The 23,105-nt window shown below is 59.9% G+C and carries 15 protein-coding genes; 6 read left to right on the top strand and 9 right to left on the bottom strand.

All coding sequences use genetic code 11. From position 1 onward, the window contains the following. Positions 1-447: 447 nt before the first annotated feature. Positions 448-1,350, bottom strand: a complete 903-nt coding sequence (locus BN1135_RS14310; protein ID WP_042022217.1) for a flagellin N-terminal helical domain-containing protein — start codon at positions 1,348-1,350, stop codon at positions 448-450. Positions 1,351-1,733: 383 nt separating this feature from the next. Between BN1135_RS14310 and BN1135_RS14305 the strand changes: the two genes are divergently transcribed. Further along, a complete protein-coding gene (locus tag BN1135_RS14305; RefSeq protein ID WP_005333975.1) occupies positions 1,734-2,366 on the top strand; it encodes a trimeric intracellular cation channel family protein in 633 nt (210 codons plus the stop codon). A 100-nt stretch (positions 2,367-2,466) separates the two neighbouring features. Then, positions 2,467-2,859 carry a hypothetical protein gene (locus BN1135_RS14300; RefSeq protein ID WP_042022215.1) on the top strand — a complete coding sequence of 131 codons (393 nt, stop codon included), beginning with the start codon at positions 2,467-2,469 and terminating at the stop codon, positions 2,857-2,859. A 74-nt stretch (positions 2,860-2,933) separates the two neighbouring features. Here the strand turns inward: BN1135_RS14300 and thiI are convergent, their stop codons facing one another. Beyond that, complete coding sequence (gene thiI / locus BN1135_RS14295) at positions 2,934-4,382, bottom strand: tRNA uracil 4-sulfurtransferase ThiI (protein WP_042022213.1); 1,449 nt, start codon at positions 4,380-4,382, stop codon at positions 2,934-2,936. A gap of 177 nt (positions 4,383-4,559) precedes the next feature. Here thiI and BN1135_RS14290 point away from each other — a divergent pair, with 177 nt between their 5' ends. Then, a complete protein-coding gene (locus BN1135_RS14290; protein WP_042022210.1) occupies positions 4,560-5,525 on the top strand; it encodes a hypothetical protein in 966 nt (321 codons plus the stop codon). A 55-nt stretch (positions 5,526-5,580) separates the two neighbouring features. Here the strand turns inward: BN1135_RS14290 and BN1135_RS14285 are convergent, their stop codons facing one another. From BN1135_RS14285 to BN1135_RS14265, 5 genes are all read right to left on the bottom strand, one after another. Continuing rightward, on the bottom strand, positions 5,581-5,829 hold the full coding sequence (locus BN1135_RS14285; RefSeq protein WP_042022208.1) for a hypothetical protein: 249 nt from the start codon (positions 5,827-5,829) through the stop codon (positions 5,581-5,583). A gap of 122 nt (positions 5,830-5,951) precedes the next feature. After that, the gene (pbpC, locus tag BN1135_RS14280; protein ID WP_042022206.1) at positions 5,952-8,375 is read right to left on the bottom strand and encodes a penicillin-binding protein 1C; all 2,424 of its coding nucleotides are present in this window, start codon (positions 8,373-8,375) and stop codon (positions 5,952-5,954) included. A gap of 10 nt (positions 8,376-8,385) precedes the next feature. Continuing rightward, positions 8,386-13,275: an alpha-2-macroglobulin family protein gene (locus BN1135_RS14275; protein ID WP_042022205.1), complete on the bottom strand. Its 4,890-nt coding sequence runs from the start codon at positions 13,273-13,275 to the stop codon at positions 8,386-8,388. A gap of 167 nt (positions 13,276-13,442) precedes the next feature. Next, complete coding sequence (locus tag BN1135_RS14270; protein WP_042022203.1) at positions 13,443-14,102, bottom strand: DedA family protein; 660 nt, start codon at positions 14,100-14,102, stop codon at positions 13,443-13,445. 215 nt (positions 14,103-14,317) lie between these two features. Then, positions 14,318-16,006 carry an FAD-dependent oxidoreductase gene (locus tag BN1135_RS14265; protein ID WP_042022201.1) on the bottom strand — a complete coding sequence of 563 codons (1,689 nt, stop codon included), beginning with the start codon at positions 16,004-16,006 and terminating at the stop codon, positions 14,318-14,320. Positions 16,007-16,141: 135 nt separating this feature from the next. On the opposite strand from BN1135_RS14265, the gene BN1135_RS14260 reads away from it, so the two are divergent. The 3 genes from BN1135_RS14260 to BN1135_RS14250 all read left to right on the top strand — a co-directional run bounded on the left by BN1135_RS14260 (position 16,142) and on the right by BN1135_RS14250 (position 20,670). Further along, positions 16,142-19,072 carry a sensor domain-containing phosphodiesterase gene (locus BN1135_RS14260; RefSeq protein WP_042022199.1) on the top strand — a complete coding sequence of 977 codons (2,931 nt, stop codon included), beginning with the start codon at positions 16,142-16,144 and terminating at the stop codon, positions 19,070-19,072. Positions 19,073-19,137: 65 nt separating this feature from the next. Next, positions 19,138-19,935 carry a pyruvate formate lyase 1-activating protein gene (pflA, locus tag BN1135_RS14255; protein ID WP_082186804.1) on the top strand — a complete coding sequence of 266 codons (798 nt, stop codon included), beginning with the start codon at positions 19,138-19,140 and terminating at the stop codon, positions 19,933-19,935. A 93-nt stretch (positions 19,936-20,028) separates the two neighbouring features. Next, positions 20,029-20,670, top strand: coding sequence for an energy-coupling factor ABC transporter permease (locus BN1135_RS14250; protein WP_042022197.1), 642 nt, complete (start codon positions 20,029-20,031; stop codon positions 20,668-20,670). Positions 20,671-20,755: 85 nt separating this feature from the next. Here BN1135_RS14250 and BN1135_RS14245 read toward each other — a convergent pair whose 3' ends face one another. Both BN1135_RS14245 and ycfP read right to left on the bottom strand, forming a co-directional pair. Continuing rightward, positions 20,756-22,048, bottom strand: a complete 1,293-nt coding sequence (locus BN1135_RS14245) for an NAD(P)/FAD-dependent oxidoreductase (RefSeq protein ID WP_042022195.1) — start codon at positions 22,046-22,048, stop codon at positions 20,756-20,758. Positions 22,049-22,123: 75 nt separating this feature from the next. After that, on the bottom strand, positions 22,124-22,663 hold the full coding sequence (gene ycfP / locus BN1135_RS14240; protein ID WP_042022510.1) for an alpha/beta hydrolase YcfP: 540 nt from the start codon (positions 22,661-22,663) through the stop codon (positions 22,124-22,126). Positions 22,664-23,105: the final 442 nt, after the last annotated feature.

Raw genomic sequence — 23,105 nt, 5'->3', positions numbered from 1 at the left:
AAACGCTGGATTCCGAACACCCCTCGATTGCTTCATCTCGTTTAACGGCAGAATTTGTACAAGCTTTAGGAAAATCGTTGCCGCTAGCGGCAAGTTTTCTCCGGCTGGTTTAGGGTGGGGCAAACACCCCAAATCAATACAAAGAGGCATACGCCTGCAATCAGATAGATAGCTGGTTAAAGTGTTTGCTTTGGCACGATATGTGCTTTGGTATAATCGAGTGTCGCTAATTTGGCGGCACAATAAAAAACGGCCGGAAAACCGGCCTAAAATGAGCATATGCTCAGGAGAATATGACCAAGCGTGACAGAACTGAACAGCTGGGCAACACTTGGCATTACTAGTAGAGAATGATATTTCTCCCGATAGAACAAGGCGCAAACCCGAACACCCCTTTGTTCCATCTCTTGACCAGGGCGGCCTGAACAACCGCCCTGTTTTCTTTTGTTAGCCTTGCAGTAATTGAAGTGCAGACTGAGGTCTCTGGTTGGCCTGTGACAGGATGCTGGAGGCGGCCTGTTGCAAGATGTTCTGTTTGGTCATATTGGCAGTTTCGATGGCGAAATCGGCATCGCGGATACGGGAACGAGCTGCACTGACGTTCTCCGAGATATTGGCCTGGTTGCGGATGGTTGAATCCATCCGGTTCTGTACCGCACCAAGCTCGGCGCGTTTGCCATCCACTATCGCTAACATGGCATCTGCAGCAGCAAGAACGTTCTGCGCATTACTTTGGCTACTTATGCTGATCCCACCAGCACTACCACCTACAAATATAGCTGATACCAACACAGTAGCCCCAGTAGCAGTTGTGATCGATGTCCCTGCGGCAGCTGAAATTCCCGAAATACTGAAGCCATCGGCTTGAGATAGACTAAAACTGATGGTCTGGTTGGCATCAGCCCCCACTTGGAAAGTCCCACCGAAGGAACCATCAAGCAACTTAGTCCCCGCGAAAGTGGTAGAAGTAGAGATACGGTTGATCTCTGCACCCAGTTGATCAACCTCTTTTTGCAGGGCTTCACGATCCTTGGCAGAGTTGGAGCCGTTCGCTGACTGTTGTGCCAAAGTACGCATACGCTGCAGCATGCCGGTCACTTCATCCATCGCACCTTCGGCAGTTTGTGCCAGAGAGATACCATCGTTCGCGTTACGGTTACCTTGGTCTAGGCCATTGACCTGAGAGGTCAAGCGGTTGGAGATTTGAAGACCTGCAGCATCATCTTTAGCGCTGTTGATACGCAGGCCAGATGCCAAGCGGGTATAAGAAGTATCCAGTGATTTGCTCGAGTTCATCATATTACGCTGTGCGTTGAGTGATGAAACGTTGGTGTTGATAAACATGCCCATGACTATTCTCCTAAGCTATTAAAATTACTCTTCTATTTGCTCAGGCTTTATTATTTTCTGTGCCCGATGCGTCTTATTTAACGGCTCGTTTTTGGATGTCTTTAGCATTTTTTTCAACGCTTCATCGCATTAACGCCGCTTACCTTATATATCGGCGGGTCAGGGGGAAACTTAAGGAAAAAAACGGGCCAAAACACGCGATAGCAGCAACGTCCTGAACCCCGCCAACGGCGGGGGCAAGCGGGCACACACGAGACTCTCCCGGTTCGGGCAGCGAGAAAAAATCACGGCCGACTCTCAATTTTGTCGAGCACAGTTGGCGATTGGGCTCGCCAGCCCCTAAAATCGCGGCCCCATCAACAATTTGGCGTGAGTTGTTCTCCATGCAGACACTGGTTGAGCAGATTGTTTACATCAGCGACATGTTTGGTACTGCGGTATTCGCGTTTTCAGGGGTATTGGTGGCTGGCCGGCTCAGAATGGACGGGTTTGGCGTCATGGTTTTGGCGGCGGTCACCGCCATCGGCGGCGGCACTATCCGTGACATGATCCTGGGGGCAACCCCCGTGTTCTGGGTACGCGATCCGCTCTATATCTGGGTCGTCATCGCGACGGCGCTGATCGGTATGTGGATGGTCAAACTGCCCCGCAGGATGCCCTGGTATGTGCTGCCAGTAGCAGATGCCTTCGGACTAGCCCTCTTTACCGTTATTGGTGCCCAGAAGGCCCTCAACTTTGGCACCCCAGGGCTGATTGCTGTGATCATGGGCACCATGACCGGCGTAGCCGGCGGTATGATCCGCGATGTGCTGGCGCGAGAAGTGCCCATGGTGCTGCAAAAAGAGATCTATGCCACCGCCTGTATCCTCGGCGGCATTCTCTATACCCTGGCGCTGGAGGCGAACATGGACAGGGTAACCGCCATGCTCATCTGCATGACGGCGGTGTTTGGCCTGCGGGTTGCCGCTATCTACTGGCACTTGTCGCTGCCAACCTTCTCGCTGCAACGCAATTGAGAGCAGGCCCACAGCGCCATCATGTCGCGGTGGGCCTTGCGTTGAACCAAATCGGCTTTTCTGTTGTCATAGAAGCAGTCGTTGTTAGCCGGAACTTCTCATGCGCAAAATCGGTATGCTTACCACTCTTATCCTGGCGAACGTGACAGTAGCCCACGCCGAAGCACAAGCGGTATTTGGACGCCTGGCCTCGGCGCCGGTGCAGCAGTTCAACCAGCAGATACGTCAGGCAAGCCATCAACAGCAGCACTGGGTCAATGACTACCGTGAGGTAGCACTACGATTCGTTGGCCATGGCGACATACCCAGTCGCATCCACGCCCAGCAGCTGGACAATGATCTGGTGCTCTCGGTCGCCCTCGATGGCAGCAAGAGCGACATGATCTACATCCTGACCCTCTATCGCAACGACAACCTGTGGCAGATGCGGGAGGCGGAAATGGGCTGGCGTTGCCAGGGGCAAGACTCCTTCACCCCGGTCCCCTGCCCCTGATGGTCAGAGCTGACTCTGTGAAATAAAAAAATCCGGCACAGTGGCCGGATTTTTTATTGGAGGTGAAAGCACGCTTACGGGCGGTATACCTTGACGTTGTCAAAGCCCTTCTCTTTCAGATAGAGCGCCTGCAGCTTGCTCATCACGCCGCGATCACAATAGAGCAGATAGGTCTTCTCTTTGGGCAGATCGCCAAAGGCGGTGGCCAGCTTGAAGAAGGGGAGGTGCAGCACTTCACGGCCTTCCACCACCAGCGGCTTCTCGTCGTGCTCGTCGGCAGAGCGGATATCCAGGATCACCTCGTCAGCGCCCAGCACCTGAGTGGTTTCGACCTCTTGCACTTCCGCGGCTGTCTCTTCTCCGATGCGGCGGATATCAAGGTAACGGGCCTCGGAGACCACCTTGTCCAGAATGGCGAAGTCGAAGTTGGCCTCTTCTGCTTCAATGCGGGAGAGCTCGGCTTTCACGGTCGGCTTCTTGGAGATGACGCCGCAATACTCCGGCATGGTCTCGGCAAACTCCAGGGTTCCGATGCGGCGCGCTTCGCTGATGATGTCCGGTTTGTCCCAGGTGATGAGCGGGCGCAGGATCACCTTGTCGATCACCCGATCGATGACGTTGAGGTTGGTCAGCGTCTGGCTGGATACCTGACCCACGCACTCGCCGGTTACCAGTGCCGGGATCTGGAAGTAGTCGGCAACCTGACCGGCTGCACGCATCATCATCCGCTTGAGCACTACGCCCATCTGACCGTTATCCACTTTTTCGAGGATCTCGGCCACCACGGGTTCAAAGTCGATGGCGGTGAAACGCACCTTGTGGGAGGCGCCAAACTTGTTCCACAGGTAATAGGCGACCTGCTTGACCCCGATCTCGTGGGCAGCACCACCCAGATTGAAGAAGCAGTAGTGCACGCGGCAACCGCGCTTGATGAACTGGTAGGAGGCGACACCGGAGTCAAAACCACCGGAGAGCAGGCTCAGCACATCTTCCTGGGTCGCCATGGGGAAACCGCCCATGCCGTGGTGCACCGCACTGATGATATAGAGCTCATCATTTTCCACTTCCAGATTGACCTGGATGTCCGGCTTTTTCAGGCGCACCCCAGCGGTTTCACAATGCTGGTTGAGGCCACCGCCCACATAACGCTCCAGCTCCAGCGAGCTAAAGTCGTGCTTGCCAACGCGGCGGGCACGGACGCAGAAGGTCTTGCCTTTCAGGCGATCGCCCCAGACGGCGCGGGTCTGTTCGAAGATGTCGTGCAGGTCGGTAAAGTTGCTCAGTTTCACTTCGAGGAAGTACTGAATGCCCGGGATACAGGCCAGGGTCTCGAGATACTGGGCGTGGAACTGATCATTGCGGGAGCTCACTACCAGCTTGTCCCAATCCATCCGTACCCGGGCATCTTCGTCGAAGCGACGCAACACGTTGCGAATGTTGCCCTGCAACATCTTGGTGAAGCGCTGGCGAACTGATTTGCTCTTGATGGTGATTTCCGGGAACAGCTTGATAATGAACTTCATGGTTTTGACTCGGGTGGCCTTGATTTAAGGGCGCGGATTATATCAGAACTTTGTGGCAAGCGGCTACTGAATGAGCGCTTGCTCACATTACGCCATGCAATGTTTGCCGCCCGCCCGCAATCTTGCGTATATTCCCGAGCCTGCGCCTCGCCAGATTTTTGACAACAGACTGATCCGATGAAGACCTATATCTACTACCCCGGCATGGAGGTTCGCGACGAGCGTTGGCTCAAATTTGCCCTGCTCTATCTGGAGCGACTCGCCTTCGTCTTCACCGTCAGTGAAAAAAGTGGCCTCACCGCCTTGTTGGACACTCTTGAAGATCAGACCGATCTGCTGGCCGAACGTCCGGACCCCGCCTTCTTCGCAACCATCACCCCGCAACTGGAGAGCCAGGTCAGTGGCCTTGTTGCCCCCGATTTCGTGCGCCACAAGGTGTTTGGCAACAAGGAGCTGATTGATCGCTGGCGCCAGCGTGCCAACCATGACTGCTTCTGCCCGGCTCAGACCGGACTGGAGCGGCTGCACGGTTTTTGCCTGACTCACGGCTTTGCGACCCGGGATGAGGGGGGGATCAGAATGGCACGACGCTTTGCCAACCTGCTCTCCATGCGCCTCGCCCGTGAGTGGGCACTCGCCAATGACGGGGCGCTCATTACCGATCACGACTATCTCGACCGCCTGCTTCACCTGCTGGAGTCCCGCTACCACAACCGGGGTGGTCAGGATTGCTTCCACCTCGAGATCCCGTTGCAAGTGCCCACTAACCTGGCCGACATTCCGTTTGCAGCGCTGATTGCCCTGCGCGGGCGCAGCGGCTTTCGCCAGCAACTGGCCGAATTTCATCAGGCCCTCGACCATCTGCTCGCCATGCTGGGTAGCGGCTATGCCGACCCGGCGGTTCTGACCCGCTTCGAGCAAGCCCAGCAAGGTCTCAATCAACTGCTGGGGCCCGAGACCCTCAGCATGCCGCTCACCACGCTGGTCAGCACCAGCCTGCCCGCCATGGCGATGATCCATCAGTTAAAGGCAAGCCATCCCGACAGCAATCTCATCTTCCATCCCATCAAGAAGAGCCACTTTCACCAGCGCAAGAGCCAGCATTTCTTCACCCGGCTCGGCCATCTGCGCCAACCGGGCTGAATCGGCGGAATTAAAAAGGGGTTGGCATCTGCCAACCCCTCTCGTTATCTGCGGCCTACCAGTCATCACCACGGTGATTGGCCCGCTCTTGCGCCTGCCTACGGGCCTCCATCGCCTTGTCACGGCGGATACCCTCACTGGTACAGGCAAACTGTTTCTCGTAACAGCGTACAAAGCTTTCTGAGCCAGGCTCGAAAGGTGAATAGAACCCGGTACGTTCGGGAGAAACATGGTGATCACCATGATTGGTAGTGGCACAGCCCGAACTCATCAGCACCAACAAGGGACACAAAACACGCAGCAAAAGGGAACTCCCGATTGGATTTGAATGAGCTCGTAATTATTCATGAATTAATTCACCCAATCAAATATTGATGCATTTCAAAGGCTTAATTACATTCACCTCAATGGCTGTCGGCAAAACGCTCAACGGGTGATGATGCCGGCCTCACTGTCAGGATGCACCACGCGAAACTCGATGCGATCGCTGTTGCCCGCCTCGTCCACCACCACCAGCTGATAGCGTCCCGCCACGCTCAGCACCTGATCCCCATCCCAGCGCAGCCGCTGGCCGTTGAGAAACCAGAACGGCTTGCCGACACCGCCAAGCACCTTGGGCTGCAACCGGTAGCGCTGACTGCGAATAAGATTGCCCTCCCCCAGCGCCACGATGCGAATGGGGGCCTGCAGCTCGGCGCTCTGCCTTTCACCTTTGCAACTGCTGGCGAGCAGCGCCTGTCTGCGCTCGCTGGGTGTGCGCCAGGGTTCCAGTGACAGCGGCCAGAGCGCCCGAAAGCCGGATTGCGCCGCATCCTGACAGCGGGCCAGGGTCGGCTTGCCTTCGGCGGTCAGTGCAACTTGGCGCAGCGGCGAGGGCCAATCCATGGGGTCTGGCAAGGTGGGGGGATCCCGCGCCTCCAGCAACCAGGCGCTCTGGCGTTGCAGACAGGCCTCAGACAGGGTCGCGCTTGCCTTGCGCCCCAGCGGCCAGCAGACCTCGGCCTCGCTCACCGTGTTGGGCTGCGCCGGCAGAGGGCTGTTGTCGGCCAATCGCGAATAGACCGAGAGCAGCAGCGGCACCGCTGCACTCTGGCCGTAAAAACCCGGCAAGGGGGTGCCATCTGGGCGCCCCAGCCAGACGCCGATAGTCCAGCGACCGGAGACCCCCATTGCCCAGCTGTCGCGATAGCCGTAGCTGGTGCCGGTCTTCCAGGCCAGCCGGTTGACCCGACCGGTCGCCTCGCTGGCAAAGGGCTGATCCGCCCGCCCCTGCGCACTCAGGATCTGCCAGATGATCCAGGCTGCCCCCGGGCTCAGCAGGGGGCGTGACACCGCCTGCTGCCCCGCCAGCCAGACCGGCATCGCCACCTGCCCCTCACGAGTCAGCGCGCTGTAGAGCGCCACCAGCTGCTCGAGCCGGATCCCCGCCGCCCCCAGCGCAATGGCCGGATTGGGTTTGTCGGAGAGCGCCAGCCGCACCCCGGCATTGTCGAGGCGGCTGACCAGTTTGTCGGGCCCGAGCGCCTCCAGCACCTGTACCGCCGGCACGTTGAGGGATTGCTGCAGCGCCTGAGCGAGGGTCACCGGCCCCTGAAAGGCGCCGGAAAAGTTGGCGGGGCGATAATCCGAGCCCACTCTTGGCGCATCGGAGAGCAGAGAGGCCGAGTGCACCAACCCCTCGTCAATCGCCAGACCGTAGATAAAGGGCTTGAGGGTTGAGCCGGGGGAGCGGATCGCCTGCACCATATCGAGGTAACCGTGGCGGCGCAGGTTGCCATACTCGGCGCTGCCCACATAGGCGCGCACCGCCATGGTTTTGTTGTCTACCAGCAGCAGGGCGGCAGAGGTCTGCTCGGGGAAACGGCGGATATAACTGGCCACCCGCCCTTCCAGCCAGCGCTGCAGATCGCCGTCGATGGTGGTGTGCACCAGCGCCCCCGCCTGATGATCAGCGGCAAGGCGAGCAAACAGCGGCGCCTCCATCGGCGTGAAGTGACCGCGAGCCAGCACCGGCTCGATGCGCCCCTCCTGCCACACCGGCTCGGACCAGACCCCTTGTGCCACCAATCGCTGCATCACCTTGTCGCGGGCAGCGCGGGCTCGTTCGGGATGCCTGTCCGGCCGGTTGCGACTGGGGGCCTGCGGCAGCACTGCCAGCAGCGCCGCCTCAGCATAGGTGAGCTTGGCAGCGCTCTTGCCAAGATAGGCAAAACTTGCCGCCTGCACCCCCTCCAGATTACCGCCAAACGGCGCCCGATTGAGGTAGACGGTGAGCAGGGTGCGCTTGTCGTAGTGCCACTCCAGCTGCAGCGCGCGCGCCATCTGGCGCAGCTTGCCGGGTACGCTTCTGTGGTAGGGCTCGATCAGGCGCGCCACCTGCATGGTAAGGGTCGAGCCGCCCGACACGGCCCGCCCGTAGCGCAGCCACTGCCAAACCCCGCGCACCATGGCCACCGGATTGACCCCGGGATGGCGCCAGAAGTAGCGATCCTCGTAGCCCAGCAGCGCCTCGATATAGCGGGGGGAGACCTGCTCCAGGGTCACGGGGTAGCGCCACACGCCGCTGGTGTCGGCAAAGGCGCGCAGCGGCCTCCCCTTCATATCGAGCACCACCCGCGCATAGGCCGGGTCGAGTGGTGGCGGCGGAAAGAGGCGATCCAGCGCCAGTAGCGACAGGCATAGGGTGATGATCCCCAATATCGAGAAACGCAGCCAGCGCGGTAACAGACCAAGCCAGCGCCAACCAGCGCGGCTACTGCGACCCAATTTCAGCCAGCCACGCTGCCAGAGCGTGAGCGGGCGAACCCGCTCAAGGGAGGGAACGTTGCTCAGAGGGCGTCCGCGACTCATCAAGCGCCAGCTACTCAGAGATAACGACCTCGTGAATATCCTCACCCACGGCCCGCAGCTCAGGGCGGTACATATCCTCCACCTGAGTCGGCGGCACCTGATAGAGACCCGGCGTCACCGCCCGCATCAGGTAGACCAGCTGCTGGTTGCTCCCCTCGCTCAGATCCAGCGCTGCCGTGTAGCGGTCATCGCGAAACTCCTGATGCTTGAGATAGTCGTTCCACTCGCTCTGCCACGCCGGTTTCCCCTCGATGGAGAGCTCTTCCAGCTTGATGCTGTTGCCAAGGGCCGGGTTCTCCAGCTCGAAGCCGGCGGGCACCATCTCCACCAGCAGGGCATCGGGCACCGCGGATTCGCTGCTGACGTTGAGTCGCACCACCACCAGATCGCCCACCTTCACTTTGGCCGGGTCAAAACGCTGACCGTCGCTGTTGAACCAGCTGCGGGTCACGCTTATCCCCTGACTCAATCGGGCAGGAGCCTGTTCGGGGTAGCCGACCAGAGTGCGCTGCACATAGAGGGATCCCTTGCCCTCGTTGGTGACGGTGCTCGCCGCCAGTGCCTCGGGGGCACCCTGCTGTAGCGGAGCCGAACCGCTCAGGGATCCACTGCCAAGAGAGGAAGTTACCTTGGCCTGCCAGTCGACGGCAGGATCGAAACGGGCCAGTCGCAACAGAGCGAGCCGCTCCTGAGTGCTGAGCCACTGACGATGAGCCAGGGTGTCGGCCACCTTGGCACTGAGAGCTGGCCAGCGATCCAAAGCCAGCTTGTGCTGGCGCAGCAAGGAGAGCTCAAGGGCTCCATCGCGTGACTGCGAGCCGTAATCCCCGAGATAGTCGTCACTACGCTCGGTCGCCAAAGCCCGACTGAGGGCCTTGGCGGCGTTCTGCTCATCCCCCATGGCCGAGAGGGCCAGCGAGAGGTGCAAGAGCGGCAAACCGGAACGGGCGTGATCGGCCTGCTGCTCCCAGATAAGACGCAGGGTAGCGAGCGGCGCCTTGCCCACCCGGGCCAGCACATAGGCGCTGTAGGCCTGATAGGCCAACCGGCTGTGCTCGGGGGCACTGCTCCAGCGCTCACCATACTGACTGTCGGTGAGATAGCTTTGCAGCCGGTTCAGCGCCTGATTGAGCATCGCCTCCGGCACGGCGTCACCCGCCTCCTTGCGAGCCAGCAGGTAGTCGGCGGCATAAGCGGTGAGCCACTGCTCCTCATCGGAGCGACCATCCCAGAGGCCAAAGCCGCCGCTTGGCAGTTGCAACCGCTGCAGCCGTTGCAGCAGGGCGCGCTGCACATCCGCCTCACTCGCCGCTTTCTTGCCCTCTGCGGGTTTGCTCCAGGCGGCCCGCTCATCCGCCGTGGTCAGCAAGTAAGGCCAGACCCGCGACAGGGTCTGCTCCAGACAGGCGTAGGGGTAATCGGCCAGCGCCTGCCACTGGGCAGCCGGATCCCAGGGCGGGGTGCCGGAGAGGCTGAGCAGCCCCTGCAGGTTGGCGCGATCCAGCCCGGTCAGCTCAGCTGGCGTAAAGCTCATCTGCTGACCGGGGGCCAGCATCTGGTAGCGTTGACGAGTCTGGGCAGGCCAGGGGGAGCGTAGCGGCAAATACCAGTCGCGGCTGATGGCAAAATCCTTGCCGCTGGCCGCCAACTGCAGGCTTGCCACGCCGCTCGCCCCGGTCACGGTGAGCGGCAAGGTCAGCCACTGCTCTTCGCCGTTTTTAAGGGAAAGGGTGCTGGGCAGCTCGCCGTTTGCCTTGAGCCCGCCATTGAGGGTCCAGGCAAGGGAGAGGGTCTGATCCTCGCCGCTCATGTTGCGCAGTTGCACCAGCGCCCGGGTCTCATCTCCTCTGGCGCCAAAGCGCGGCCAGCCGATCTCGGCCACCAAGGGCGCCACCACCTTGACGGCGCGCTCGGCCTCACCGACCTGTTGTTCGTTCCAGGCCAATGCCATCAGTGCCAGCTCGCCATTGAAGTTGGGCAGATCGAGCGGGATCACCGCCTTGCCTTGCTCGTCAAAACTCACCTCGCCACTCCAGAGCGCGGCGATCTCGACCCGGCTCTCCAGCGCACCACCCTTTTTCAGCGGGGCCCGATCGCCGCCGTAGTTGAGGCGGGCCAGCTTGCCATCCTGCGGCGGGATCACCTGACCGTAGTTGTCGAACAAATCCTGTGCGAAGCGCTTGCGACCAAAGAAGATCTCGAACGGGTCGAGGGGCTGGTAGTCACTGATATTGAGCACGCCCCGATCCACCGCCGCCAGCACCACCCGCCCCTGACTGTTGGGGGTGGAGGTGGCGGTCACCTCCAGCCGGGTGAGCGGCACCGCTTTATCAGGCGCGCTCAGGGTGAGCGGCAGACGGTGCGCTTCCCGATCCAGGGTGAGCGGCACCAGCCCGACCGAGCGCAGGCTCTGCCCCTGCTGGCTACTGACCGGTTTGGAGGCGCTGTCTGGCGCGGCGATCTGGGCCGAGATATGCAAGTCATGGCGCTTCCATTCCGGGCTAACCGGGATCTCGAACTCGCCGCGGGCATCCTTGGCATCGCCACCGGCCCCCTTGAGCTCGATGCGCTGCCACCAGCGCAGGCCGTCGCCATCTTCCACCATCAGCAACCCCTTGCCGGGGCGCGGGGCTACCAAAGTCACTTTGGCCTTGTCGCCCGTCAGATAGGCGCGCTTGTCGAGGCTGATGGCAATCTTGTCGGGCCGCGCCTGCTCGCCACCGCCGCCCCAGGCGTAGCTGCCGATCTCCACCCGCAGGCTCGATTGATGGCCCTGACTGTTCTCCACCTCCAACCGATACCAGCCCGCCGCCAGTTGCAGCGTGAGAGGGGTCGGCCCCTTGCCATCCAGCAGCAGGGTCTGCTCCTGCTCCAGATAGGGCTGGCTGTTGAACTCGTACTTCCACCCCTCCCCATCGGCGTAGTGCCAGTAGTAGTCGCGGTACTCGTTGATAAGACGCACCTTCACCGCCCCCGCCACCGGCTGACCTTGTTCATCGAGGTTGAGGATCTGGAAGGGGAGCGGCTTGCCCCCTTCCACCCGCTCCACCACGAAGTCGGCCTTGAGCGCCGGCCACTGGCTGCCCGCGGGCCAGCCATACTGGGTGCGGCTGCGATTGACGGCGCGGCCACCGGGCTCGGAGAGCGACACCCGATAGGCCACCTCCAGCGGCCCGAGACCGCGCACCCCATCGAGCTCATCAGCCAGCGAAAAAGTCCCCTGCCCCTGCGCATCGAGGGTGAGATTTAGGGGCTCGAGATCCTTGGCCTGCTCGGCAAGCAGCACGTCACCCAGAGTGAACTCCTGCCACTGGGTAAAGGGCATGGTGGCGCGGCTGATTTTCACCTCCGCCTTCGCCTTGGTGGCGCTCGCCGGCGCACCGTAGAGATAGTCCCCTTGCAGCGGCAGGGTGAGCGCCTGTTGCGGGGTCAGCAATTCCCCATCCGGCCCCTTGCCAAGCTGCAGTTTCAAGCGCTCCGGCAAAAAATCCTCCACCAAAAAGGGCCACTCAAAGCGGCTGCCAGCGGCGGTCTTGAGGTTGATGGTCCAGCGCCCCAGCGGCGCATCATCCGGCAAGCGCAGGCCGTAGTGGGCGGCGCCAAGATTGTCCGGCAGCAGCCGTTTCTGTTCGAGCAGCTGGCCGTCCGGCTGTTTCACCTCCAGCTCCACCGCCATGCCGGGCAGCAGCTGGCCATCTTGGCCCTTGAGCAGGATCTCGCTGTCGAGCCGCTCGCCGGGGCGATAGAGATCGCGCCCACTGAACAGATACAACTGCTGGGCCTGCCAGGGCTGGGTACCGAGATCGAAAGTAGAGAGATCGAGCGCCGCCCCATCGAGGCGCAGCACCGCCAGATGATTGCCCTGCTCGGCCAGTAGCAGACGAGCCCCTTGCACCAGATCGAAGCGACGATGGCCCTGCAAATCTGTGGTTTGCACCTGCAACCGGTTGCCCTTCTCATCGAGTAGGGAGAGCTGTACATCCTTGAGCGGATCGGCGCTGGCCAAGGAGCTCACGAACACCTCCAGCTGATCGCGGTAACGACGGGCACTGAGCCCCATGTCGCTCACCGCGAAATAGGTGGTCTCCTTGCGCCAGTCGTAGTTGCCAAGGGGGGACATCACCGCAAAGTAGACACCGGCCTCGGCCAGCTGCGGCTCTTTCACGTTAATAAGGCGGGTCTCGCGCCGGTTGGCATCGAGCTCCAGGGCGTAGCGGCCGCTGAACACCCGCTTGGCCCGCTGGGTGATCTGCTCAAGCTCCCAGTTGCCCATGCCAGCACCGGGGCGATACTCCGCCAAAAAACGGGGCAGATATTCCGCATCGACCCTGAAGAAGTCGATATTGACCTCGTCCACGTTGACCGCGCTGATGGGCAGGCGCAGCTCATCGCGCAGCGGCAATACCATGCCGCTGGCGGTAAAGGATGCCCCCGCCTCCAGCGGGCGGGTCTTGAGGGTCCAACTCTGGGGGGATGGGCCCAGCCCCGACTTGAGGCTCACCTCGTAGCTTTTATCGGGCTGGACGTTCGGGAAATAGAGGGTGCGGCCATCTTCGGCGAGGATCCACTCCCCCTGCAACTGTTTGCCACCTTCACTGACCCCAAGCCAGCTCTGCCAGTTTGCCTTGGGTGCCAGGGGACCAGAGAAGACCAGCGCCAGCGCCGGGGCATCGCGATATTGGCGGGCATTGGCCTGCACCACAGAACCCGGTGCCCCCGCCTCTTGCTGGGCAGTGGTCGGCGAATTGGCTTCGGCATGCGTGGCGGGCTTATCAGGGCCGCAACCGGCCAGCAGCAGAGCAGCCAGCCCGGAGAGCAGCAGGGCCGACCAGCGGGGACGCAAAACGCCGGTTCCAGCAATAGATCTGTGAGAAGCAGGGGGAGAGTCGAAGAGGCGCATAGGTTCCATCCCGAGTTGGAGCGCTGCAAACGCAGCGTGGCAGCAAACAGGATAAGGCATCCTGCTCACCCGACACAAAGCTCATTACCCGGATGGGCACAATTGAGCGCCCCTGCCGCACGATAACCCCCTTGCCCACTCATGTTTAGTGCGGCAAGGGTTGTCATCTAGTCGTGGGTGGTCTGGTTTTTTGCCCCGCCTTTGAACCAGCGAAACAGGATGGCCATGACGGCCGCCAGAAACAGCACCAGCGAAGTGATCAAAAGCGCCCGGGTCAACAGCTCGCTGTGGTGGAGGAAGAAGGGGGTATTCATCGCCAGCTTGCCCACTAGGCTGAGACAGAGCGCCCACATAAAGGCACTGGCAAAGCTGGCCACGCACATGCGCAGCACGCTCAGGCGACCAATCCCCATCAACATGGGGGTCAGCACTCGCACGAACGGGATGAAACGGGAGGAGAACATCGCCAGAAAACCGTACTTTTTCAGCAGCCGGGTCGCTTTGGGCAAGCTGTCGGGGGGCAGCATCCGCTCGATATGATCCATAAAACAGGTGCGCTGCAGGGCCCGTCCCTGCCAGTACGCCAACACGGATCCCAGCCCCGCCGCCAGCGGCAGAAGACAGAGGGTCACTTCGGGGCCAAACACCCCCATGCCCACCAACCCGCCGGCCAGCAAGACCAGGCTGTCGCCCGGCAAAGGCAGAAAGACGAATGCGGACTCCAGCAGCAGTACCAGCATCAGGCAACTGATCAGCAGGGGTACCGCCTGCATCTGAACCAGGGCGTCAAAATCCTGATGCCAAATGGCCATCAGCATATCCAGCATGTCACTCTCCCTACTACACGGTTCATCATGAACGAGGCAGGGGTTATAGCACCCATCCCCTGAACAAAACGTTAATTTTGTCCGGCACAGGAAAAAAAGTGTGTCGAAATATTGCAGCAACCAGGGGAATGCAAGAAGGGCGAATAGCAGAGACAAAAAGCCCCTCATCTTGCACGCACAAGGGAGAGGGGCAAACAGGCACAGAAATAAAACGGTTACTCGGCGGTGGCCATCTGCCAGGTTTTGAAGCCACCGGAGAGGTTCTTCACTTTAAAGCCGTGCTGACTCAGCAGGCGACAGGCGACATGGCCACGCAGCCCGACCTGACAGCTGATCAGCAGCTCTTTGTCTTTGGGCAACTCATGAAGGCGACCACGCAACTCGTCGAGGGGGATATGCAGCGCCCCCGGAATCCGGCCCAGCTTGTCGAGTTCGGGGCCGTTGCGCACATCCACCACCAGCTGATGGGGGTTACGAGCCTGTACCTCGGCCACATGGCAGAGCAGGGTATCCCCCTTCAGGTGGTTGCTCGCCACAAACCCGGCCATGTTGATCACATCCTTGGCCGAGCCAAACGGCGGCGCATAGGTAAGCTCCAGATCCTGCAGGTCAAACACAGTGAGACCGGCACGCTGGGCTACCGCCAGCACGTCGATGCGCTTGTCGATGCCATCCTTGCCGATGGCCTGGGCGCCGTAAATCTTGCCATCGGGGGCAAACAGCAGCTTGAGGCTGACCGGATGGGCGCCGGGGTAGTAACCAGCGTGGCTGCCCGGGTGGACATAGACCTTCTCGAACGGCAGACCCAGTTGTACCAGTCGCTTCTCGTTGAGACCGGTGCTGGCCACCGCCAGATCGAACAGCTTGCAGATGGCGGTGCCCTGCGTTTTTTTGTAGGTTTCGCTGCGGCCCAGCATGTTGTCGGCAGCGATGCGCCCCTGCCGGTTGGCCGGGCCCGCCAGCGGGATCAGCACAGATTCGCCGGTAACGAAGTCAATCTCTTCCACCGCATCCCCCACCGCATAGATGAAGGGATCCGAGGTACGCATGCCGGCATCCACCTTGATACCGCCACGCGGGCCCAGCTCCAGCCCCGCCTTGGCGGCGAGCAGGGTTTCCGGTTTGACACCGATGGCGAGGATCAGCAGACCGGTATCAAGATGTGAACCGTCATTGAGAGTCAGGTGCAGGCCACCGCTGTTGGCGGTCGGCACGGCAGCGGTCTTCTCGACAGGCAGATCCAGACTCTCGATGGCGCTGAGGCCGGTGCGCAGGCGCAGATCGATCCCCTCTTCACGGATGCGGGCATGGAGCATGTTGGCCATCTCCTTGTCCACCGGCGCCATCACCTGATCAGCCAGCTCCAGCAGGGTGACATCCAGCTGGCGCTGGTGCAGCGCCTCCATCATCTCCAGCCCGATAAAGCCGCCGCCCACCACGGTGACGTGGCGCGGCTGCTCGTGGTGCAGGGCCGCCAGAATGCGGTCCATGTCCGGGATATTGCGCAGGGTATGCACCCGGGGGCTGTCGATACCGGGGAAGGGAGGACGGATCGGTGCCGCCCCTGGGCTCAGCAGCAGCACATCGTAATGCTCGCGCTGCTCGTCACCGGTTTGCAGGTTGCGCACCAGCAATGTCTTGCCTGCCTTGTCGATCTCAATCACATCGTGGAACACCCGCACATCGACGTTGAAACGGCGCTTGAAGCTCTGGGGGGTCTGCAGCAGCAAGGCATCCCGATTGGGGATATCACCCCCGATGTGGTAGGGCAGACCGCAGTTGGCAAAGCTGACAAACTCGCCCCGCTCGAACATCACGATCTCTGCCTCTTCACTCAAACGACGAGCACGAGCCGCCGCCGATGCGCCCCCCGCGACACCACCGATAATCAGGATCCGTTTCATCTGCAAGACTCCTCATACGTGATAATTGGCAATAAATTAGACTTTTCTAATTTAGAATTCAATGAAATTTTGTTTCACACCATTTTGCAGTATTCTTGCAACCCCGACGGTTGCTTAACAGGATGTTGTTTGTTCATGTCGTCTACCGCACTCAGTCATCTTCCTCCTGCCCTCCAGACGCCGCTCTTTTTCCGTCTGGATCTGCGCAGTCAACGGCTGGTCGCCCTGACCGACGTGATGCAAACCCCGCTCTACTGGCTCGACGAGCCGCGCGCCCCCTGGCCTGCCCAGCTTCCCGATGCCCTGCGCCTGCCCATCGAACAACTGCTGGCCAATGGCCATGGCGGCAAGATCACCGTGCGCTTTGCCAACCAGCGGTGGCACATCGCCCTCGCCCACGAGCAAGATGGCTTCTGGCTCATCTGTCTGCAGAACCTTCGCCAGGAGCCCATCGCCGATCTGGCCCTGCAACTGCCGCGCCTCAGCCAGATGGCGAGCCAGCAGCAGTATGCGCTCCTGCTCGAGGCCCTTAAAGATAGTTTGGGGGCCGATCGGCTCATCCTCTGGCACTATCAGGCCAATGGCGATCTGGGCTGCGAGCAGCTCACCCCGGTGTTCACCCTGGGGGTCGAGGCGCTCTACCCCATTCGCGGTGACAGCCGCTATATCCGCGCCCTGCGTACCCGCAAATCCTTGAGCTTCTCGGAAGCAGCCCATCAGCCGATGCTGAGCAATCACCTCTATCTGACCAGTTCCGGTGTGCGCTCGCGCCTCGATGGCGCCCTGCTGGAGCAAGACAAGCTGTTCGGGGTGCTGAGTCTGGAGTATCTCGATCCCACGCCCTTCAGTGACGATATGTTGTTACTGGTTCGCCACTGTGCCCAGTTGCTCGGCAACTGGCAGCCCAGACAGCAAGATCCTGAACTGGCATTGCCTGCCGAGCTCAATCACCTGACCGGGATCCGTTATTGCGAAACCCTGGTTCACTGGGCCATGGCGACCAGCGGTGCTCGGATTGGCTGGGTCGGCGAGTTTCAGCCCCGCGGCCAGGAACTGTGGATTATTCCCCGTTACGTCTGTAACGAAGAGGCATTACCCCCCCGCAAACCCATCCAGCTAGATCCCGGTCCTGCCATGGAGCTGTTCCAGCATGGCAAGGCTATCTATGTGGAAGATCTGCCATTGCGCTACCCCAAAGCACCCCGCTTACTGGCCCTCAATGCCAGCGCTTATATAGGCATTCCACTACATGGCCCGGATAGTACTCCTATCGGGCAGCTCACTCTGCTACTAGACACGCCGCTGAGCGATCCTGACACCTTGCTCGACTTGCTGAGCAGCCAGCACGAGCGAGCCGCTATCGAGCTACAGCGTCTGGCAGCCGATGACGCCCTGCGGCTGGCGGAAGTGGCCTTCAATACCCACGATGGTCTGCTGGTGATGGATCACAGCGGCATCGTTCTCAAGGTTAACCACTCCTTCAGCCGGATCACCGGATTCAGTGACGTTGAGGTGATCGGTCACTCCATTCGCAAACTGCGCCCCACCTACTACGGGGATAACCTGAGGGCAGATGTCAGCCGCACCGTCACCGAACAGGCATTCTGGCTCGGGGAAGAGCGTTGCCTGCACCGGGATGGCCACCTGTTGCCAATCCGGTTGATGGTCAGTGGCGTCAACAATGATCTGGGAGAGCTGAGCCATTTCATCTGCAGCTTCTACGACATCACTCAAGAGAAAGAGGCGGCCAGGCACATCGAGCAGCTTGCCTACTATGACGAGCTTTGCGGCCTGCGTAATCGGCGCAGCCTCAACACGATTTTGCAGCAAACCCTGAGCGAACCCAGTGGTCAGTGGGGAGCCCTGCTGCTGGTGGATCTCGATAACTTCAAGTCGATCAACGACTCCCTCGGCCACGCCTGTGGCGATCAACTGCTGCAGGCAGTGGTGCTGCGTTTCCAGGATCTTCCCCAGGACAATCTGGTGCAGGCGCGTATTTCAGGGGATGAATTTGCCCTGCTCTTTACCCAGCTTGGGCAGGGGGAAGTCACCGCCAAAATTTTGGCCGAGCACTTTGCCCGCGAGCTAATGGGGCTGTTTCGCACCCCGTTCGACATCGGTGATCACAAGCTGCACTGCAGCGCCTCGGTGGGGATCAGCCTCTTTTCTAGCAACGAGACGGATCATCTGATCCTGATGCAACAGGCCGACACCGCGACCCACATGGCCAAGCGAGCCGGTCAGGGCAACTATGTATTCTTCACCGAAGCGATGGCCCAGCACGAGAAGAACCGGCTGACCCTCACCAATGAGCTACGCGATGCCCTGCGTCATCACGAGCTGCAATTGCACTACCAGCCGCAATACCGGGTCGACAATGGCTCGCTGTCGGGCATCGAGGCACTGCTGCGCTGGCAGCGTAGCGATGGCACCATGGTGCCGCCCGCCGAGTTCATCCCCATCGCCGAGGAGACCAGCCTGATCCTCGAGATCGGCTACTGGGTGATGAAAACCGCCTGCGCCCAATACAGCTTCTGGCTTAACCGTGGCCTGCAGATCCCCCATCTGTCGGTCAACGTCAGTGCCCGCCAGTTCCACACCCAGGGCTTCGTGCAGCAGGTGGAGTACATTTTGCGCGATACCGGCGTGCCCCCCTCCCGCCTGCTGCTGGAGGTGACCGAATCGGTGGTGCTAGAGAATCGGCTCGAGAGCATCGCCAGAATGCGCCAGCTCAAAGAGCTGGGCATCCTCATCTCCATCGATGACTTCGGCACTGGCTACTCGTCGCTGGCTTATCTGCGGGATCTGCCCGCCGATGAGGTGAAGCTCGACAGAAGCTTCATTCAGACCCTGGTTAACAGCGAACAGGACCGCGCCATCGTCAAGGCGATCCTCGACCTGGCTCAGGTATTCCGCTTTACCGTCACCGCCGAAGGGGTGGAAGAGGAGGCACAGTTGGCCATCCTCAAAGCGCTGGGATGCCAGCATTATCAGGGATACCTCACCAGCCGCCCGCTCACCGTCAAGGCCCTTGAGCAGCTGCTAGGCAGTCGGGCGCCAGACTAAAGGTGTAGGATCAATAGGGGTTTATGTAATAAAATAACGTCCTGCTCGAATCGTTGGAGTTGTCTATGACTGTCATTAATCGGATCCCCGCCGTTGAAATCAGCCAACCGGCCGCATCTCAAGGCACCCTTGGCCGGATCCATTCCGTTGAAACCTGCGGCACTGTCGATGGTCCGGGAATACGCTTTATCGTATTCATGCAAGGCTGCCTGATGCGCTGCAAGTACTGCCATAATCGCGATACCTGGGATACCCAGGGTGGTCGTGAAGTGACAGTGCCGGAGTTGATGAAGGACATCACCAGCTATCGTCACTTCATGAATGCTTCTGGCGGCGGTGTGACCGCCTCCGGCGGTGAAGCCATGCTGCAACCGGCCTTCATCACCGAACTGTTTGCCGCCTGTAAAGAGCAGGGTATTCACACCTGCCTCGACACCAACGGCTTCGTCCGTCATCTCGATGAACAGGTCGACAAGCTGCTCGAACAGACCGATCTGGTACTGCTCGACATCAAGCAGATCGATGACGAGAAACACATTCCACTGACCCACGTCAGCAACCGTTATACCCTGGAATTTGCCCGCTATCTGGCGGCCAAAGGCAAGACTATCTGGATCCGCTACGTGGTGGTACCGACCTGGAGCGACGATGACGAGAGCGCCGAAGGGCTCGGTCAGTTTATCGCCGAGCTGGGAGAGAGCGTCGAGAAGATCGAACTGCTCCCCTACCACGAGCTGGGCAAACACAAGTGGGATGTGTTGGGCGACCCTTACGAGCTGAGCGGGATCAAGCCCCCCAGCAAAGAGGTCATGGAACGGGTCAAGGGCATCCTCGGCAAGTACCACGACAACGTCAAATATTGATGGTGAAAGCAGGCTGACTCGTCAGCCTGCTTTGCTATGGGCAGGTCAGGAAGGCCGCCCGGACTCACCCCTACTTCATGACTGGACGACAAGATGAGTGAAGGACAACTCGCCGCCCTCCTGCTCTGGCTGGTACTACTGGCCTTTAGCCTGCGCCGCTCTTTGTGGCAAACCCTCCATGACACCCCACTCTATCAGCACCTGTTGCTGGGCAGTGCCATCGCTCTGGTGCCGCTCTGGACGTTACGGGCCGGTCTGCATGAGGGGCTGGAAGTACATTTTCTCGGGCTCACCACCCTCACCCTGTTGCTGGGCTGGCGACTGGCGCTGCTCGCCCCTTGCCTGACCCTGCTGGTACTCGGCTACTTCGGGGTCACCAATCTGGCCGACTTCGGCTGGCAAGCGCTGCTTGGTATCGCCCTGCCAGTGGCCACCAGCTGGCTGCTGTTTCTGGCAAGCTGGGCCTGGCTGCCGCGCCATCTCTTTGTCTATATCTTCGTGGCGGCGTTTCTCGGCGGCGCCATCACCATTTCGGTCAAGGTGGCGGCCAGCGCGCTGCTAATGGGGCTAAGTGACAGCTACCCCTGGCACACCATTACGGCGGATTACCTCTCCATCTGGCCGTTGCTGCTGTTCCCCGAAGCCCTGCTCAACGGCATGGCGATGACGGTGCTGGCCATCTACCGCCCCCACTGGGTCAACACCTTCTTCGATCGCACCTATCTGGGCCAGTAGCCAGCATTTTCCCTGACAAGGGCCCATAAAAAAGGAGAGACCATGGTCTCTCCTTGTTACGTTCTGAACTGTGCCAGCTACAGGCTTAGTGCAGCTTCAGGGTCGGGCGCAGCACCCGGTTGATGCGGCCCACCAGCATGATGAGGCCGGTCTTGACGTAGCCGTGCAGGGCGACCTGGTGCATCCGGTACAGCGAGATGTAGACCATACGCGCCATGTAGCCTTCCACCATCATGGAGCCACGCATCAGGTTACCCATCAGGCTGCCCACGGTGGAGAAGCGGCTCAGGGACACCAGCGAACCGTGGTCGTGGTAGAGGTAGGGCTTCATCTCGCCACCGTTCATCTTGGCCAGAATGTTCTTGAACGCCTGACTGGCCATCTGGTGGGCAGACTGGGCGCGCGGCGGCACAAACTTGCCATCCGGCTGCGGGCAGGCGGCGCAGTCACCGATCACGAAAATATTCTCGTCACGGGTGGTCTGCAGGGTCTCTTTCACCACCAGCTGGTTGATGCGGTTGCTCTCAAGGCCAGCGATATCCTTCATGAAGTCCGGCGCCTTGATACCGGCCGCCCACACCATCAGATCCGCTTCAATCAGCTCGCCATCCTTGGTGTGCAGACCTTCGCTGGTCGCTTCGGTGATCATGGTGGCGGTACGTACATCGACCCCCAGCTTGACCAGCTCCTGATGGGCGGCACCGCTGATACGCTCCGGCAGGGCCGGCAGAATGCGGGGACCCGCTTCCACCAGAGTCACTTTCAAACTATCGGCCGTGAGGTTTTTGAAGCCGTAGGCATAAAGCTGCTCAACCGCGTTGTAAAGCTCGGCAGAGAGTTCAACACCGGTCGCACCACCGCCGACGATGGCGATTTTCACCTTGTCACCCGATTTGTATTCAGTAGCGAACTGCAGGAAGCGGTTCATCATGCTGTTGTGGAAACGATGGGCCTGGGAAGGGCTGTCAAGGAAGATGCAGTGATCTTTGATCCCCTTGGTGTTGAAATCGTTGGAAACAGAGCCGATGGCCATCACCAGCATGTCATAAGGCAGGGCGCGCTCATTGACCACGATCTCGCCATTTTCGTCATGGATCGGCGCCAGCACGATGCGCTTTTCGTCGCGTTGGATGTCGGTCAGGGTGCCGAGCTGGAAATCAAACCCGTGGTTCTTGGCATGGGACTGGTAGCTCAGGGCATCGATGCCCGCGTCCATGGAGCCGGTGGCCACTTCATGCAGCAACGGCTTCCACAGGTGGGTACGGTTACGATCAACCAGAGTGATCTTGGCCTTGTTCTTTTTGCCCAGCTTGCGACCCAGACTGGTGGCCAGCTCCAGACCACCGGCGCCGCCGCCGACAACGACAATATTCATCATGATGATTTTTCCTTGGTTCCTCAAAACGAAAGGGAGCCAGTGGCTCCCTAAAACGAAATCGGTCGACGTGATGATTCAAGCTTCTTTGAAGGCCTTCATCCGCTGCAGATGGTGCGAGATATTCTTGAATTTATGGGTCTCGCGCTCATCCCACACAATGTCGTAATAGTTCTTCAATTCACGTTCAGTGTCCCGATTATCGCGCACTTCATCCTGAACGGAAAGGATGCACAGGCAGTTTCCTGAATTTTTATTACGAAATTCAGTTACACACTTGGTGCCTATATCATCATATTCCTCTGGCCGGTCGATCTTGCCCTGCATGGTCTCTGCCGGATGGAGGTTGGGGTTGAAAATCACCTGGCGAATGCCGCACAGAAAGCCGATCCGCTCACTCCAGTAACCACCGAGCCCCACACCGCAGATCAGCGGCTTGGGATCGGTACTCATGTCGAGCTGTTTCTTCACTTCCTTAAGCAGGTGGCTCATATCATGACGGGGGTGAACCGTGCTGTAGTGCACGAAACGCACATCATCATCAATAAACTGCAACTGCAGCACTTTCTCGTGATTGCCGGGGCTGGTGGCATCAAAGCCATGCAGATAGATGATCATGGATAAGACCTCAGGATCTGTGTCGGTTTTATCGAAACTACCCCAGCGGCGGCCCCGTGCGCCACCAAAACATCGCACTTTCTTGCTTTGGATCACGCCCACCCCCTGATTACGCATTGGGGCAAGGGGGCGCCATCAGGCTCTTTCCCCGGCGCAGCTATCAAAGTGAGATCGCCAGATCGATAATGATAAAACGCTTACCAATCTGAGATGCCGCTGCGAACGCCCGCACCCTGACCAGGGCATTTATCGGGCCGGGATGTGACTCACCCCACAAAAACAAGGCGTTACAGCCAAACGTTTTCGCTCATGACCGGCGTTGTGCATGTTTTGTGCACTGACCCACACCAGCACCAGATCCCCTCATCACACCTGCAGATGGATCGGGTACGTCAGACCATGCTCGCTATCAATGACCGGGAAAGCGGTGGCTTTCACTATC

Origin of the sequence: Aeromonas sobria (genome assembly GCF_000820145.1) — a bacterium.
Classification (GTDB): Bacteria; Pseudomonadota; Gammaproteobacteria; order Enterobacterales; family Aeromonadaceae; genus Aeromonas; species Aeromonas sobria.
The sequence above is the reverse complement of the archived record's forward strand: the minus strand, read 5'-3'. Positions and strand labels throughout refer to the sequence as shown.